The organism is Chitinophaga sp. MM2321 (genome assembly GCF_964033635.1).
Taxonomy (GTDB): Bacteria; Bacteroidota; Bacteroidia; order Chitinophagales; family Chitinophagaceae; genus Chitinophaga.
The window spans coordinates 4,077,637-4,093,675 of record NZ_OZ035533.1; the positions used below are offsets into that span (position 1 = coordinate 4,077,637).

The 16,039-nt window shown below is 45.8% G+C and carries 12 protein-coding genes; 7 read left to right on the forward strand and 5 right to left on the reverse strand.

Going from position 1 to position 16,039, the window contains the following annotated elements:
• From ABQ275_RS15760 to ABQ275_RS15775, 4 genes are read right to left on the reverse strand one after another with little or no spacing between them, the layout of a single operon-like run.
• The gene (locus tag ABQ275_RS15760) at nucleotides 1–261 is read right to left on the reverse strand and encodes a hypothetical protein (protein ID WP_349314107.1); all 261 of its coding nucleotides are present in this window, start codon (nucleotides 259–261) and stop codon (nucleotides 1–3) included.
• Nucleotides 261–1,265, reverse strand: a complete 1,005-nt coding sequence (locus ABQ275_RS15765; RefSeq protein WP_349314108.1) for a cbb3-type cytochrome c oxidase subunit II — start codon at nucleotides 1,263–1,265, stop codon at nucleotides 261–263. Before ABQ275_RS15765 ends, ABQ275_RS15760 begins: the two co-directional genes overlap by 1 nt.
• A 19-nt stretch (nucleotides 1,266–1,284) precedes the next feature.
• Complete coding sequence (locus ABQ275_RS15770) at nucleotides 1,285–3,450, reverse strand: cbb3-type cytochrome c oxidase subunit I (protein ID WP_349314109.1); 2,166 nt, start codon at nucleotides 3,448–3,450, stop codon at nucleotides 1,285–1,287.
• 47 nt (nucleotides 3,451–3,497) lie between these two features.
• The gene (locus ABQ275_RS15775; RefSeq protein WP_349314110.1) at nucleotides 3,498–3,932 is read right to left on the reverse strand and encodes an Rrf2 family transcriptional regulator; all 435 of its coding nucleotides are present in this window, start codon (nucleotides 3,930–3,932) and stop codon (nucleotides 3,498–3,500) included.
• Between the two features lie 197 nt (nucleotides 3,933–4,129).
• Here ABQ275_RS15775 and ABQ275_RS15780 point away from each other — a divergent pair, with 197 nt between their 5' ends.
• The 7 genes from ABQ275_RS15780 (at nucleotide 4,130) to ABQ275_RS15810 (ending at nucleotide 14,680) form a co-directional block, all read left to right on the forward strand.
• Nucleotides 4,130–4,723 (forward strand): RNA polymerase sigma-70 factor, encoded by a 594-nt coding sequence (locus ABQ275_RS15780; RefSeq protein ID WP_349314111.1) that lies wholly within the window; start codon nucleotides 4,130–4,132, stop codon nucleotides 4,721–4,723.
• Between the two features lie 81 nt (nucleotides 4,724–4,804).
• Nucleotides 4,805–5,956 (forward strand): FecR domain-containing protein, encoded by a 1,152-nt coding sequence (locus ABQ275_RS15785; protein ID WP_349314112.1) that lies wholly within the window; start codon nucleotides 4,805–4,807, stop codon nucleotides 5,954–5,956.
• Between the two features lie 248 nt (nucleotides 5,957–6,204).
• Nucleotides 6,205–9,582, forward strand: a complete 3,378-nt coding sequence (locus tag ABQ275_RS15790; RefSeq protein ID WP_349314113.1) for a TonB-dependent receptor — start codon at nucleotides 6,205–6,207, stop codon at nucleotides 9,580–9,582.
• Between the two features lie 27 nt (nucleotides 9,583–9,609).
• A complete protein-coding gene (locus ABQ275_RS15795) occupies nucleotides 9,610–11,535 on the forward strand; it encodes a RagB/SusD family nutrient uptake outer membrane protein (protein WP_349314114.1) in 1,926 nt (641 codons plus the stop codon).
• A 30-nt stretch (nucleotides 11,536–11,565) separates the two neighbouring features.
• Nucleotides 11,566–12,771 (forward strand): DUF5000 domain-containing lipoprotein, encoded by a 1,206-nt coding sequence (locus ABQ275_RS15800; RefSeq protein WP_349314115.1) that lies wholly within the window; start codon nucleotides 11,566–11,568, stop codon nucleotides 12,769–12,771.
• 28 nt (nucleotides 12,772–12,799) lie between these two features.
• Entirely contained in the window at nucleotides 12,800–13,507 is a 708-nt protein-coding gene (locus tag ABQ275_RS15805; protein WP_349314116.1) for a DUF4998 domain-containing protein, read from the forward strand.
• Between the two features lie 63 nt (nucleotides 13,508–13,570).
• Entirely contained in the window at nucleotides 13,571–14,680 is a 1,110-nt protein-coding gene (locus ABQ275_RS15810; RefSeq protein WP_349314117.1) for a DUF4855 domain-containing protein, read from the forward strand.
• 97 nt (nucleotides 14,681–14,777) lie between these two features.
• Here the strand turns inward: ABQ275_RS15810 and ABQ275_RS15815 are convergent, their stop codons facing one another.
• The gene (locus tag ABQ275_RS15815; protein WP_349314118.1) at nucleotides 14,778–16,010 is read right to left on the reverse strand and encodes a PepSY-associated TM helix domain-containing protein; all 1,233 of its coding nucleotides are present in this window, start codon (nucleotides 16,008–16,010) and stop codon (nucleotides 14,778–14,780) included.
• Between the last annotated feature and the right edge of the window lie 29 nt (nucleotides 16,011–16,039).

Here is a 16,039-nt window from a genome sequence, read left to right on the forward strand (position 1 = left end):
TTATTCATTGTTTAAAATGTTCCTTTTAATATGGCTATCCGATTTTTCTCCGGGATGGACCAGCCATTTTACGGAGAAGAAAAGGGTGAAGAGCACGATGATAACGGTGACCCATACAATCAGGTAATCCCAGTTACTGCCGGGCGTACCTCCATGTGTAAAGCCGCCCAGTATCCCTTTCTGCTGTCTTTCACAAACCGGGCAGGCCAATGCTTGTAAACCTGTTAATACGACAAAAGCTGTCAGGATGATTCTTTTCATTACTTGCTGGCTTTCAGTTTTACAAAATCCATGATCTTTTTAACTTCCTGCGATGTAACCGGCTGACCGTTATTTCCCCAGCTGTTTCTCTCATAGTTGATCAGGGCGGCTACTTCTTCTTCGGTAAAGTTCATGTTGGTGCCTACCGGTGGCATGACGCCATAGTCGGCTCTCGCATCATATCCGTTCATTACAATGTCCACATATAATTCCAGGTTGTCGCCCAATACAACCGGGCTTCCTTTCAGTGGAGGGAAAGCACCCTTTAATCCTTCTCCGTTGGCCTGATGGCAGCTCTGGCAGTTAGCTGTAAAAATTGCTTTACCATCCGGTCCTGCTGGTGATCCATTGGCTGGTGCTTTTTCCACTGTTCTTTTATATAAAAAACCTGGTGTTGCGCTGCTATCAGATAGTTTGGTTTGTTTGAGCGATTGCAGGTAAGCGATCAGGTATAAGGCATCTTTTGAAGCAACTACTTTTCCTGTTGCGCCATTCAGATAGGCTTCCGGCACGTTTACCACTACATCTGTTTTCGCGGGTGTTTCCTTGATGGAGAACAACCACTCATAGGAAGGCATGATAGATTCCTTCACTACTATTCTCGGATTGTACAGGTGTACCAGGTTCCAGTCTTTGCTGGGCTGCCGGCTTCCTATATTTGTGAGATCCGGTCCTGTGCGCTCTGTTCCCATCAGGGTAGCAGTGTTGCGCCATATATCTGTGCGGTGGTTATCTGCATAGTCTGCCGCCATACCCGGGCGTTCGCCCCACATTTTATCCATGTCCACATTGCGCACCTGTTGGGTATGACAGGCCACGCAGCCATTCGCTACGAAGATGGCCTTTCCTTTCACTGCATCTTCGCTCAGTGGCTTTGCATCGGGCAGGGGCGCATTGTTTTGCTGATTACTGATCGCCGGCATAATGGCAACGAGTATCGTAAGTCCTGCAAAAAATAAAAATGCAGTGGTAAAAAGTTTCTTATGATTATCGAATAATTCCATGCTGAACTGAATATTTTATTTAAATAGTTTGTGCGCCGGATTCCTTTTCTGCTAATTGACGTATAGTCCTCTCCGTTACATCCACCACGCCATCGTTTACCAGCATCCTATACATGTTGTATGCAAAGAACAGGTGAGACAACCACATCAGGCTGCCGCCGATTGCCCTCCATAGCCAGTAGGGCGCCATCATCACCACGCTGTCGATGAATGGCTTGCCGGCTAACCACATCAGTCCTTTCAGCGTGCTGCCATACATTAACGGGATGGTATAAAAAAGCATCCCGATAAGTGCCAGCCAGAAATGGGCGCCGATGGTTATCTGCGGCGCCTCTTTACCGGTGAGACGCGGTACTACAGCATAAATAGCCGCCCAAAGGAAAAAGCAGATAATACCGTACATGGTGAGATGAGAATGCGCCACCGTGAAATCGGTAAAGTGCCAGATCAGGTTGGTGGAGCGGAAGGCTTCTGCGGTGCCCTGCATAGACCCCGTGAAATAGAAGATGATCCCTACCAGGAAAAACGGCAGCGTATAACTGTCTTTAATCTTATACCACGCGCCTTTAAAGGTCATGAGGAAGTTGGTGGTACCTGCAATCACAGGAATCGCCATCCCGCCGCTACCTACAATAGCAATGGTTTGTAACCACCAGGGAATAGCACTGAATACAAAATGGTGCGTACCGATCAGCGTATAAAAAAGGATCTGCGTCCAGAAGGCAAGGATCCCTAAGCTATAGGAATAAATAGGCTTGTTGAGTTGCTGCGGCAGAAAATAATAAACGATCCCCAGAGTAAATAACATGAACCACATGCCTACGCCCTGGTGCATGTAATAGCCCTGGATAATGGTTTCGCCCAGGCCGTCCTGCCAGTAAGGAACATAGGCAACCACCGCTATCACGATGGCAAAAATGATGGCAGAAACGATATACCAATTGGCGATGTAAATTTCTTTGGTGGTGCGCCTGGCGATGGTCTGTAAAAAGTTGACCAGTGTTAATGCCAGCCCGATACCAAACAATAGCATTACCGGCCATATATATTCACGGTATTCACCACCGCCGTTGTTGATCCCTGCCAACAGGCAGAGGGTACCTAAAATAACCGCCGCATTGATCAGGTAAAGGGTATACCAGCCTTTTTTAAGACTCGCCAGCGCCGTGTTGCTTACCCGGGGTACCACGTAATATCCCAGGCCCAGCATACCCAGTGATGCCCAGCCCCAGAAGACTGCATTGGTATGTACGGGACGTAAACGGCCAAAACTTAACCAGCTGACGTGGTCTGCATCCGGGGCCACAAATTTGATCCCGATATATTCTCCCACCGTGGTGCCAAACAGCAGCCAGAAGGTAGCACAGCCAATATACCAAAGTATAAGCCTGGACAGCGCCGGATCTATATTGGGGCGTTTTACTGCTTTCTTTTTGATAGCCACTATGGGCAATCCTTTATTAACATTGATGTGCAGCAAGCCTTTTTCATCTTCGGCTTTATGAGAACCGGCCAGTTCCTGGTTTTTCAGCTGGTAGTCCAAAGCGGCTTTACGCTTCTTTAAGGCCGCTTCTATTTCCTCCTCCGGCTGGGTACTGATATAAGCTGCCAGCTTCTCCGCTGCCTCCAGGTTTAGTTTGTTGCGGTGTTGCTTTAACGCATACATCACTTTTGTCACCAGGAAGATAACCCCCAGGATGATGGGAATCAGCAGGAGTACAATGGTAATGATGATCCCCGGTTCGTTCAACAGGGAGGGAGATGCCTCTCCCTGTGCTGAAACACTGTTACTGAAAAAAGTAAAGATGCTTGTCAGTCCCAGTACCAGCAATGCGGATGAGGCGCCGCTGCCACTTTGCGGGTGTTTGTTTTTTCTTTGTTTGTATTGCAGACAGGCATCGATCTGCTCACTGCTAAAGTCGTTGAAATACTCCTTAAAGGTCTGCGCCCCTTCTTTGCTCCGCTCCTTTTTGTTTACAGCCCGCATCTTATTCACTTTGTTGCTGAGTACCAGTACAACCAGGATCAATGTCAGCAGCAGTCCGTACAGGACCATTAACCGTGCTTCTTTTGAATGAAAGGAAAAGGTATAGGGACTCATGCCCTGCGCACAAACGGATAAAGGTTGTGCCAGGAAAGCGACAAAGGTTAAAAAGATAATGCCAGCTGATTTTCTTCTATTCATATTAAACGATATTAATACCTTTTTATCTTTTATTATATCAAAAAAAACTATTTCCGTCTCAGGAATGTGAGGTTCAGGTCCAGCTGGGCGGTAAATTCACCCAACTTTGCTTTCTCAAGCATCTGTTTAATTTCTGCTCTCACTTTCTTAAACTCGTGGTGGATGGGACATGGATGGGATTCTGAACACTGTTTAAGTCCTAACCCACAACCGGAAAAAAGTTTATCCCCATCTACCTCTGTTACGATATCAGCCAATGAACATTTTAAAGATTTATTATCGAGATAAAAACCGCCATTTGGTCCTTTTAGAGATTGCACCAGCCCTTTCCTGCTCAGATCCTGTAATATTTTGGCAATAAAAGATTCCGGTGAGTCAATCCCTTTTGCAATTTCTTTAATCCCAACTTTATTACCATCTTTCGATTTGTGTGCAATAAAAATCATCGCACGAATCGCATATTCGCAGGTCTTTGAAAACATTGATTTTCCTTTTTCAAAACAAAGGTATAATATTCCACCATAATAAAAGATAAAAAACTCTTTTATTTTTTTATTAAGACCTGTTTACCAACCAAAAAATCCCCAATTATTTGGATTTCAAACCCTTTTGACTAAATTTAAAGGCCGTAAAAATAACTGCTGCAAAGTGACGGCATCAATTATTGCGCACACCGGATATGAACAATTTATCTACTGAAGCTGATATACTGGATGGCCTGGTTAAGGGAGAAAGAGTTGCTTTCATACAACTGTATGAACAGTATGCGGGAGAATTGTACCGGTATATTTATTTGTTTATCCGCTCCAGGGAAGATGCGGAAGATATTCTCCAGAATGTATTCACCAAAATCTGGCTCAAAAGGGATACCCTCGCAGGAATCAGGTCCCTGCGCAGTTTCCTCTTCAGGGTTACCCGGAACCAGGTACTCAATTATTTCAGGAGCAGCAAAGTAAAGATGCGGGTGCATAACCTGATGACATCGGCAGATACACGCGAAGATGCTGACGCTAACGAACTCCTGCAATACAAACAATACTATGAAATCGCAAAAGACGCCATTAATAAACTCCCGAAACGCCGGCAGGAAGTTTTCAGGCTGAACCATGAAAGCGGGCTCAATACACATGAAATTGCCCAACAGTTAAATATATCTACTTCTGCTGTAAAGCAACACCTCTACGCAGCATCGGATTTTATCCGGGAATATCTTCAGAAGCACGGAGATCTTACCGTATCCCTGGTTATTTTTCTCTCGCTATTCAAAAAATAAAAAAAAATTAATCCCTGACCTGTCTTATTCTTCACCCCGGGTGTCTTATATCTGCAGGTGTAACAAAAATCAAGCTTTCTAATGAATAAAGATGAAGCACGACATTTTGTGGAAAGGTTTGCTGCCGGGAACTATACCCCGGAGGAGCATGAATCATTTGAGCAATGGATCTTCAGTCAGCCACTACAGGAAGTACAAGGCCTGCTGGTTGAATATACGGAACTCCTGGAACAACAACGGGTATGGCTGCCGGCAGATAAACAATTACTGGGCCGCATCCTGAAAGAAATTGATCAGCAGGAACCGGGGGTTGTATCCCTGTTGAACTGGAAGAAGAAACTGGTCTATGCAGCTGCCATCACGGTGTTGCTGCTAAGTGGCGGCTATATGATATGGCAACAGCAACATAAAAAAAAGCCAACCGGAACATATGCGCACACCACCCGGCCAGGAAGCAATAAAGCGACATTGCAACTGGCGGACGGCAGCATAGTAGAACTGGATAGCACCGGCAACGCAGCACTGACCGGAAAGGGCCAGATCCTGAAAATAACTGCAGGGGTTTTACAATATAACCCGCAGCATGGCCAGGAAACAATGGCATACAACACGCTGGCCACCCCACGTGGCGGCCAATACGAAGTGTTGTTGCAGGACGGTACCCGGGCTTTTCTGAATGCAGCATCTTCTATCCGTTTCCCGGTTTCATTTACCGGCAATGAAAGAATAGTGGAGATGACAGGAGAAGTATATTTTGAAGTAGCAAAAAACGCGGCGAAACCTTTCATTGTAAAGGCCGGAGATATGCAGGTGCATGTACTGGGCACGCATTTCAATATCATGGCGTACCCCGAAGAAGATTGCATCCGCACCACTTTGGCAGAAGGCGCCGTGGCAGTGTCCCGCGGTACCGCCATAAAAACACTGCAGCCTGGTCAGCAGGCAGTATTGCAACACAACGATACCGGTTTTGAGATACATCCAGCAGACGTGGAACAGGAAATGGCCTGGAAAGATGGCCGCTTTATCTTCAATGACAATATCAAGGGCATCATGCGGCAGATTGAACGCTGGTATGATGTACGCGTATCCTACGAAGGAAATATAAGTAGCAAAGCTTTTATAGGAGATATTTCCCGGAAAGAAGATTTAACAGCCGTATTAAAAATGCTGGAGATGACCGGGAAAATCCATTTCAAAACAGTGAACAATGAAATAATTGTGCAGCCTTAAACGTACGTCACCAACAGTATCAACCAAACAAATATGATGTAATTCCTCAACAAACATGAAGGAGCAGGTAAAAAATACAGGCGCGCTTACGACGCGCCCGGATTTGTATTGCCTGAACTAATCCTTCCACCCAATGGACTGAATGAAATTTTTTAAATTAAACCAAGCACATCAAAATTATGCTTTTTAAACGAAAGGTCAAACCTGGCGCGTGGGTATACCGCCTGCCTGCCACAACACTGTTGTTTATGAAATTGACACTGGTCTTGATGATTGCAGCCACCTTACAGGTTACTGCCGGGGCTTTTGCTCAGAAAGTAACCATTTATAAAAAGGATGCATCCCTGCTGGAAGTACTTAAATCCATCAGGAAGCAAACAGGCTGCAGTTTTATCGGCGACCGAAAAATGCTGCAACAGGTGCAGGATATTGATATAGCCGTATCCAATGTATCCCTGGGGGAAGCGGTGGAAGTTTGTTTAAAAAACAAACCTTTTACCTATTCTATTATCGGCAAAACCATCATCATCAAAGAAAAAGAATGGGACGAACTGCCAACGGGCGTGGGCGATGCCACTGTAGCAGATACCAGTATCCTCATCAGGGGTAAGGTGACCGATACTACCGGGCTACCTTTGCCCGGGGTATCTATCACGCTGAAATCGGCCCCGCAGAAAGGAGTACAAACAGATGCTGCCGGCAACTATAGTTTTCGTATACCCATGAAGGATATACTGGTGTTCAGTTTTATCGGGTTCGAAAAGAAAGAGGTAGCTATCAGCCGGAGTACCGTGTTGAATACTATCCTGCAAACAATAGACAGTAAACTGGGCGAAGTGGCCATCGTTGCTTTCGGCACGCAAAAGAAAACGAGCATGGTCGGCGCTGTCACCACCATTAACCCCAAAGAACTGAAAGGTCCTACCAGCAACCTTACCACGATGCTCGCCGGACGGCTGGCCGGTGTCATTTCTTACCAGCGCAGTGGGGAACCGGGAAAAGATAATGCGGAATTCTTTATCCGCGGCGTTACTTCCTTTGGTACCGGTAAAGTAGATCCGCTCATCCTGATTGATGGAATGGAAATGACGACCAACGATCTCGCCCGCATACAACCAGATGATATCTCCGGTTTCTCTATCCTGAAAGATGCCACCGCATCCTCCCTCTATGGCGCCAGGGGCGCAAACGGGGTGATACTGATCACCACTAAATCCGGACAGAAAGGAGATACAAAATTCAATGTACGGGTAGAGAATTCCACCTCTTCCAATACCAGTAATTTTAAACTGGCAGATAACATCGATTATATGAATCTCGCCAATGAAGCAGTGCTGACCAGGAATCCACTTACCAGCAGGCCATATGCGCAAAGCAAGATTGCACATACCGCTGCCGGAGACGACCCCTATCTCTATCCAAATAATAACTGGATCAAACAACTGGCGAAAGACAATACCAACAACCAGCGGTATAACGCCAACGTAACCGGCGGCGTAGACCGCGCGCAATATTATATCTCCGGCACCTACAATATTGATAACGGCGTGTTGCGCAGCATCTCGGAAAATAATTTCAACAGTAATGTCAAAACCCGCAACTACGAGATCCGTTCCAATATTAACATAAAACTCACGCCCACCACTGAGGCTATCGTGAGAACTTCCGGTCGCTTCAATGATTATAACGGCCCAATAGGAGGTGGTTCTGAAATATTCAGACAGGCAATGACAGCCAATCCCGTACTGTTTCCTGCCTATTTCCCTTCCAGCTTCGCGCCGGATGAAAAACATCCTTTGTTTGGTAACATGAAAACCGGCGATGGTGGTTTTTATAACAATCCCTTCGCTAATTCCGTAGCTGGATTTCAACAGGAAACCAGCTCTACACTCATTGCACAACTGGAGTTGAAGCAGGACCTTCATTTTCTGACGAAAGGGCTTTCTGCACGCCTGATGACCTATACCAAGCGTTACTCCTTTTTCAATATGAGCCGCCAGTATCATCCCTTCTATTACAGTGCCAGCATAGATCCGGAGGAAGGCATGCGGGGCCTTACATTGCTGAATGAAAAAGATGGTACGGAATACCTCAATTATACGCCGGGTATAAAAGTGCTGAACACATATACCTACATGGAAGCGGCGCTGAATTACAATACTACGATCAGGGAGAAACATAATATCGGTGCGATGCTGATCACTATTATGAACAACCAGCTATCCGCCAATGAGACAACATTGATCATGTCCCTTCCACACCGTAACCAGGGGCTTTCCGGCCGGTTGACTTACGATTATGATAACCGCCTGATGACAGAATTTAACTTCGGTTACAATGGTTCCGAGCGTTTTCACAGAAGCCACCGTTTTGGTTTCTTCCCCTCCATCGGTGCCGGCTGGAACGTGAGCAATGAAAAATTCTTTGAAGCCCTGTTACCGGTTGTGTCGCGCCTGAAATTAAGAGGTACTTACGGACTGGTTGGGAACGATCAGATCGGGAACGAAGGCGACCGCTTTTTCTATTTATCGGATGTAGTCATCAACGATCCTGGCAAATCCTATACGTTTGGGGAAAATTTCACAGAAGGTAAACCCGGTGTTTCCATCCGTCGTTATGAAAACAAAGATATTACCTGGGAACAAGCCTATAAAACGAACCTGGGATTTGAACTGGAACTATTTAAAAGTTTTCACCTGGAAGCAGATTTTTTCCGGGAGAAGCGTACCAATATCCTGATGAGCCGTGCCTACATTCCTACTTCCTTAGGACTGAATGCTATACCACAAGCCAATGTGGGCGAAGCAGCAGGACAAGGAATAGACATGTCAGGAGATTACAAACATGCTTTTAATAAAAACACTTCCCTGATCATTCGCGGAACCTTTACTTATGCCACCAGTAAAATGTTGGTCAATGAAGAACCGAATTATCCGCAGCAAAACCGGTACCTGTCGGCTATAGGATATCCTATCAAACAGACGTGGGGATTGGTAGCGGAACGCTATTTTATAGATGAACATGAAGTAGCTAACTCACCCCGGCAGAACTATGGAAATTATCTGGCAGGAGATCTCAAATACCAGGACATTAATGGCGACGGACAGATCACAGACCTGGACAAAGTGCCAATGGGTTATCCAACAGTTCCGGAAATTAACTATGGCTTCGGCTTTACATTCACTTACCGCGCATTTGATATCAGCGCCTTCTTCCAGGGCTCCGGCCGTTCCTCCCTGTTTATTAATCCCCGTGCAATTTCTCCTTTTGCAGAGCAACAGGGCTTATTACAGGTAGTAGCAGACGACCATTGGTCTGAGGATAACCGCAACCTCTACGCTTTCTGGCCCCGGTTAAGCCATGAAATGCAGGCCAATAACCTGCAAACCTCCAACTGGTGGATGCGTAATGGCGCTTTTCTCCGTCTTAAAACAATGGAACTCGCTTATAACCTGCCAGACAGCTACATGCGGAAATATCGCCTGAGCACCTGTCGCATCTATGCCAATGGACTCAACCTGTTCCTGCTCAGCAAATTCAAACTATGGGATGTGGAAATGGGAGGTAATGGTCTCGCATACCCGGTTCAACGGGTCATCAACATAGGAATGAACATCGGATTTTAAGCGATCAAAATGATTAATTACTTCAACATGAAAAGAACTTTCTTATACAGTATATGTGGGATGGCATTATCAGCAGCACTACTATTCACAGGATGTAAAAAATCTTTCCTGGACATTGTGCCGGATAATATGGTAACCCTCGATAATGCCTTTTCCAATAAAACGGAAGCAGAAAAATACCTGTATACCTGCTATTCTTATCTGCCTGATGCTGGTCCGGTTTCCAATATCCTCTTTATGGGAGCAGATGATATGTGGACGTACCGGTGGAACAACTACTCCTATCAATCTCCCTGGAAAATTTCGCTGGGTGAACAAAATATCGTGAGTCCTTTAGTGAATTTCTGGGACGGGGAAAATCATGGCAAACCTTACTTCAAGGCCATCCGCGACTGTAATATCTTCCTTGAAAACATGATGGATGGCGAGTCTACCCGCCACATTGCCTATCTCGACCCCGCTATGCAGAAGAGGTGGATAGCAGAAGTAAAGTTCCTTAAAGCCTATTATCACTTCTACCTGTTACGGATGTACGGACCTATTCCCATCACGGATAAAAATCTCCCTATTTCTGCCACACCAGACGAGGTAAAGGTAAAACGGGAACCGGTAGATCTTGTGGTAGATTATATCAGCGGACTGCTCGATGAAGCAGCCAATGAATTACCCGCAGAAATAACCAACCGTGGAACAGAACTGGGGAGAGCCACCAAAACCGCAGCGCAAATGCTGAAGGCGAAATTACTGGTAATGGCGGCCAGCCCACTTTTTAATGGCAACCCGGACTATGCTTCTTTTAAAGACAAAAGTGGGCAGCTCTTATTCAATCCCACCGTTGATCCTTCGAAATGGGAAAAAGCAGCAGCGGCATGTGACGCAGCCCTTCAAACCTGTGCAGGTGTGGGTATAAAACTATATGAATTTGCAGATCCCTTTGTGACGATTTCACCCGGCACTACTACCCAGTTGAGTATCCGGGGCAGCGTAACAGAAAGGTGGAATACAGAAATCATCTGGTCTTTATCTGGTCGTACAGATAATACACTCCAGCAGTATAGTATCATCGGTAGAATAGATCCTTCTTTTACAGATGGTAACTATCTCAGCTCTTACCTGTCGCCCACGATGCGCATGGCGGAAACCTTTTACAGCAACAATGGCGTTCCTATCAATGAAGATAAAACCTGGAATTACAGTCGCCGGTACGAATTAAGAACAGCCACCCATGATGAGCGTTTCAATGTCCAGGAAGGCCAAACTACAGCACGTCTTCACTTCGACCGTGAAAACCGTTTCTATGCCAGCCTCGGATTTGACGGAGGTGTATGGTTCCTGCAAAGTAACCGTACAGATGAAAACGCCTGGACTATTCAGGCAAAATTCGGACAACCACAAGGCAAGCAGCATGATGAATTTTATTCTGTAACCGGTTACTGGCCCAAGAAGCTGGTGAACTGGAAATACACGCAAACCAGTACAGGTTTCACCACCGAAAGCTACCCCTGGCCGGAAATGCGCCTCGCAGACCTCTATCTGCTCTATGCAGAAGCCCTGAACGAAACAGGTAAAAGCACAGAAGCGATCATATGGCTGGATAAAGTACGGCAGAGAGCAGGACTCCAGGGCGTAGTAGCATCCTGGTCCAACTATTCCACCAGCCCGGGTAAATACACGACCAAAGAAGGATTGCGGAGTATTATTCACCAGGAGCGGCTCATAGAAATGGCTTTCGAAGGCTCCCGCATCTGGGATATCAGAAGATGGAAAGAGGCCGTCGCCTATCAAAACCAGCCAGTAGTAGGTTGGGATGTGTTTCAGCGCGTTACCAGCGAGTACTATCGTCCCAAGACTTTGCATAACCAGACATTCGTGGCGCCACGGGATTACCTGTGGCCGCTCAAGGAATACGACCTCACCGTTAACACTAACCTGGTGCAAAATCCCGGATGGTAATCTTCCTCATTAAATTTTAATACAAACATCATGAAGCTATATACTTACTTTCTTTTTGCAAGCCTGCTGCTTTCAGCTTGTGAACAGGAAAAACTCAAGCCCATAGAAAATGATCCGACAGCACCGGAACAGGTAATCAAACCTGTTTCAGCGCCCACACCGGGTGGTGCAAAAATCACCTATTCACTTCCTGGTAATTCCAATCTTTTATACGTACTGGCGGAAGTAACTACACACCGGGGTATAACAAGACAATTCAAGGCTTCCTACTATACCAACTCTATCCTGGTAGAAGGACTCAGCGATACAGACCCTTATGAAGTAAAACTATATACCGTGAATAAAAGTGAGGTAAAGTCTGAACCGGTAACCATAACGATCCACCCACTTCCACCACCATTTACAGAAGTATACAAATCCTTCGTGATGAAAGCGGATTTCGGTGGTATCAACGTTAAATTTGAAAATCCTACCGGGCTTGATCTGGAAATCGGCTTCTGTGGAAAGGATACAATCCAGCAACAATTCGGATTACTGGATACTTATTATTCCAACCTCAAAGAAGGGAATTATACTTTCCGCGGATTGCGTGCTACCCAAGACAGATACGGCGTTTTTATCCGGGATAAATGGGGCAACACCTCGGATACCCTGTATGAGGAGCTCACACCACTATTTGAAAAAATGCTGGATAAATCCAAGTTCCGGGATGTTACATTCCCTGGAGACGGTTCTATCTACGCCTCAGAATGGAACGTCAATAAACGTTTTGCGTGGGACGGAAAATGGTCATCCACTTTCAGCAATCCCTATGATGGCAACGGCAACGGTTGGCTAAACGTTACCACTAATGCCCCTGACGATGGTAAGCCTGTTCATATCACCATCGACCTGGGTGTTACTACGCATATCAGCCGTTTCCGCCTGAACCACTACTACCGCTTTTTCAACAGGGGCATGCGGAAATATGAGCTCTGGGGTTCTGATAATCCACCGGCAGACGGTAGTTGGAATAACTGGACAAAGATCCTGTACTATGAACAGATAAAACCTTCCGGTCTTCCTGTGGAACAATATACAGACGCAGATCAGGAAGTATGGTTAAGAGGTGATCAGGCAAATTTCCCTGACGGGCTGCCTCCTTTCCGGTACATCCGGATAAAATGCCTGGAGAACTGGCAGGGGCTCGGTAACCTCAGTTTCTCAGAAATCACCTTCTGGGGTGATACCCAATAATCATATTGTTCAGATTTAAATATTCAGCATGAAAAAAATATCCAACATACTTTATATACTACTGGGTGTATGCGTGGTGGCTGGTTGCACAAAAATGGACCAATACCTCGATTATACCGGCCACAAGGAACTCACCTACACCGGGAAAGTAGATTCGCTTAAAGCCCTTTCCGGAGACGACAGGATAAAACTTTCCTGGCTACTGATAGCAGATCCCAAAATATCCGGTGTAACGATCTACTATAACAGCAAAAGTGATTCTGTTGTCATCCCTGTAAACAGAACAGGCGGTATTGATTCCATGGAGTACCTTTTCTCCAACATGCCGGAAGGCTCTTATAGTTTTGAAGTCTACACCTGGAATACAGCAGGCATCCGTTCCGTACCTACTTACATTACCGGCAGGTCTTATGGCCCCAATTACAAAAGCGGGTTGCTCAACAGGGCCATCACCGACGCTGAATTAAAAGACGACGGGAATGCTATTATCAACTGGAGCCAGGCGGAAGAAACAACAATCGGCATGGAGGTGACATTTACCAACAGTAGCGGAGTACAGCACTTATTGCAAATACCACTCACCGAATCCTCCACCGTATTGGAGGCCTATCAACCCGGTAGTGATTTTTCTTACCGTACTTTATTCCGTCCGGACTCTTTTGCCATTGATACTTTCTATGCTGCTGCCACCGTCCGTAAAGTAGACTATTCTGGTACCCTCCCACCTGGGTTTTGATGCACAGAATTTCCGTGCCGCAGACATATTATTATACCAATTACCTTAAAAAAAGAAATCGATATGCTTAAAATATCTTTCCTTTTAATGATGATCATATCAGTGGCGGCCTTACCTGCAACCACCTCCTGTAAAGAAGATCAACAGAAGATCATTACACCGGAAGTACCGGAAAAGCCTACACTTCCGGCTACGTACATTTCCGATCTTGCACTGATCTATCAGGGTGGCACACACCGGCAACCCTGGACCAAAGATCAGTTGGCACCCTACATTTTCCGCAACACGGCTAAAGGCCCCGAATGGTTGTTTGACGGCTTCCTGTTCATCGAATTCAAAGATGGCATGGGCAATGAATATGCAGAAGGCTATGAGCCCACACCTGCCGGAAAAAAAGAATGGGAATGGTTGCTCGACAGAAATTTCGAACCCGGTAAAGCACTACATGCACTCGAAGATGTGCTGGACAGTCTCGCAAAAAAGAATATCCAACCCACCCGCAAACGCAAGGTAGTACTCACGTTGCCAGAACCTATCCGCAAACTCACCAACTGGGGAGAACTCAATGGTAAGCAACTCAGTTTTGAAAACACGGAAGACCGGATAGCAGCCTGCAACTGGTACGTGGAAACGGCGCTGGCGAAATGGAAAGCGGCCAATTTCAAACACATAGAACTGATGGGATTCTACTGGGTAGCCGAACAGAATACCGGCGCAGCAGAGATCTTACCCACCGTAGCAAAGTTTATACAATCCAAACAACAGCGTTTCTACTGGATTCCTTATTACGGGGCTACCGGTGCGGCCAACTGGCAGGAAATGGGATTTGATATTGCCTATCAGCAACCCAATTACTTCTTTAATCTTGCATCCCCCTACTCCATCCTTACCGGCGCCATTGATTTTTCGAAAAAACACAACATGGCGTTGGAAATGGAATTTGACAACCGCCTGATGACCCAATCCGCCTACCGTAAAAAGTACGTCGATTACATCAGCGAATTTCAGAAATACGGTGCATGGGATAGCCTCCCCGTTGCCTACTATGAAGGCGGGGGCGCCTGGCTGGAAATGGCGCTCAGCAAAGATGTTGAAGTGAAAGGATTATTCAACAGACTGGGAGATATCATTGCGGAACGGCAAAAAAGAACGGACAAACTAGCTGCACCATGATTTAAATGTTTCTATTTATAAAATACGGCGCCCCTTTTGGAATAATTCCCAAAGGGGCGCTGCTCTTTCCGGGGTTAAATTAGTTGCTAATGGCTCATCATACCGGCATCGCCTTTTCAGCCGCTTTCTTTACCACGGTTTTCTCCGGTTTCTTCTTTTTCTTTTTCCCCCACCATATCAGGAACCCGGTAACTGGTAAGGTAGCGCCAATAAGGCTGGCAAAGAAAGCCAGGAATTTTCCGGGAAGCCCTAAGATGCTCCCTACATGGATATCGTAGTTCATACGCCGTAGTTTGGTAGCAAAAGTTCCTTCCTCAAAACTTTCTGCATACAGCTTATTGCCTTTCAGTTCTGCCAACGTATGCTGATCAAAAACATACCGCTTGTTATTATAATACTGTCCTTTACTGGGATAAACAATAATAGATATAGTAGACTGTAACCTGGCCGTATCGGGAAAACCCATATAAAAACCAGTTGCTGTGGCATTATTAGCGGCTACTTTATGCCAGGTAATATCCATCGATTCCGCCAGTGTATGTTTTCTATTGGGCGCCTGTAATGAATCAGATTTTACTTCTGTCATTGCCGGCAGCTGTTTACCACCAGCTGTCACCCAATACAGTCCTTTGCTAAACCATTCTATTCCCCATACCATACCCGTTATACCAATCGCAAATAAAAGCAGCAGGGTATAAAACCCAAATACATTGTGCAAATCATAATTCACCCGTTTGAAGCTGGCGCCCCACTTTATTTTAAAGCTCTGATTACGGGTATTTTTATTCCACTTCTTTGGCCACCATAATACCATACCACTGATAAGGGTAATGACAAAGATGAGCGTACTATAATTTACAATAGGCCGGCCTATTTTAAAAGGCATCCACAAAAACCGGTGGCCATTCAATACCCATCGAAAAAAGCTGACCTCGCCTTCTTTGCGGTCTACTTTACTGATAACTTCACCCGTGTAGGGATTCAGTTTCAGGGTAGATCCTCCCCTTCTGCCACCGATATTGGCTTCAATCACTTTTCCTTCCCGATACAGCACATATCCTACCTGCTTGCCCGGATACTCCTTCCCGGCAATCGCTATAATCTGTGAAGGACTGATAATGGCTTTATCCTGCTTAGCTATAAAAGTATGGGGTTCCATCCACCCGGTAATTTCTTCGTTAAATACCCATATACAGCCGGTAAGACACACAATTACGACCACAATACCTGATACAAGCCCCAGCCACAAATGCAGCCATGCTGAAATACGATAGAACAGCGACCGTGAATTTGTTTTCTTTCCAGCTGTTTTTTTTGAGACAAAAGTCATGACCTTAAGTTTTTTTCCTGCATACATCC

Coding starts and splice junctions, on each gene's coding strand:
- ABQ275_RS15760 (WP_349314107.1), bottom strand. CDS start 261: ATGAAAAGAATCATCCTGACAGCTTTTGTCGTATTAACAGGTTTACAA.
- ABQ275_RS15765 (WP_349314108.1), bottom strand. CDS start 1,265: ATGGAATTATTCGATAATCATAAGAAACTTTTTACCACTGCATTTTTA.
- ABQ275_RS15770 (WP_349314109.1), bottom strand. CDS start 3,450: ATGAATAGAAGAAAATCAGCTGGCATTATCTTTTTAACCTTTGTCGCT.
- ABQ275_RS15775 (WP_349314110.1), bottom strand. CDS start 3,932: ATGTTTTCAAAGACCTGCGAATATGCGATTCGTGCGATGATTTTTATT.
- ABQ275_RS15780 (WP_349314111.1), top strand. CDS start 4,130: ATGAACAATTTATCTACTGAAGCTGATATACTGGATGGCCTGGTTAAG.
- ABQ275_RS15785 (WP_349314112.1), top strand. CDS start 4,805: ATGAATAAAGATGAAGCACGACATTTTGTGGAAAGGTTTGCTGCCGGG.
- ABQ275_RS15790 (WP_349314113.1), top strand. CDS start 6,205: ATGAAATTGACACTGGTCTTGATGATTGCAGCCACCTTACAGGTTACT.
- ABQ275_RS15795 (WP_349314114.1), top strand. CDS start 9,610: ATGAAAAGAACTTTCTTATACAGTATATGTGGGATGGCATTATCAGCA.
- ABQ275_RS15800 (WP_349314115.1), top strand. CDS start 11,566: ATGAAGCTATATACTTACTTTCTTTTTGCAAGCCTGCTGCTTTCAGCT.
- ABQ275_RS15805 (WP_349314116.1), top strand. CDS start 12,800: ATGAAAAAAATATCCAACATACTTTATATACTACTGGGTGTATGCGTG.
- ABQ275_RS15810 (WP_349314117.1), top strand. CDS start 13,571: ATGCTTAAAATATCTTTCCTTTTAATGATGATCATATCAGTGGCGGCC.
- ABQ275_RS15815 (WP_349314118.1), bottom strand. CDS start 16,010: ATGACTTTTGTCTCAAAAAAAACAGCTGGAAAGAAAACAAATTCACGG.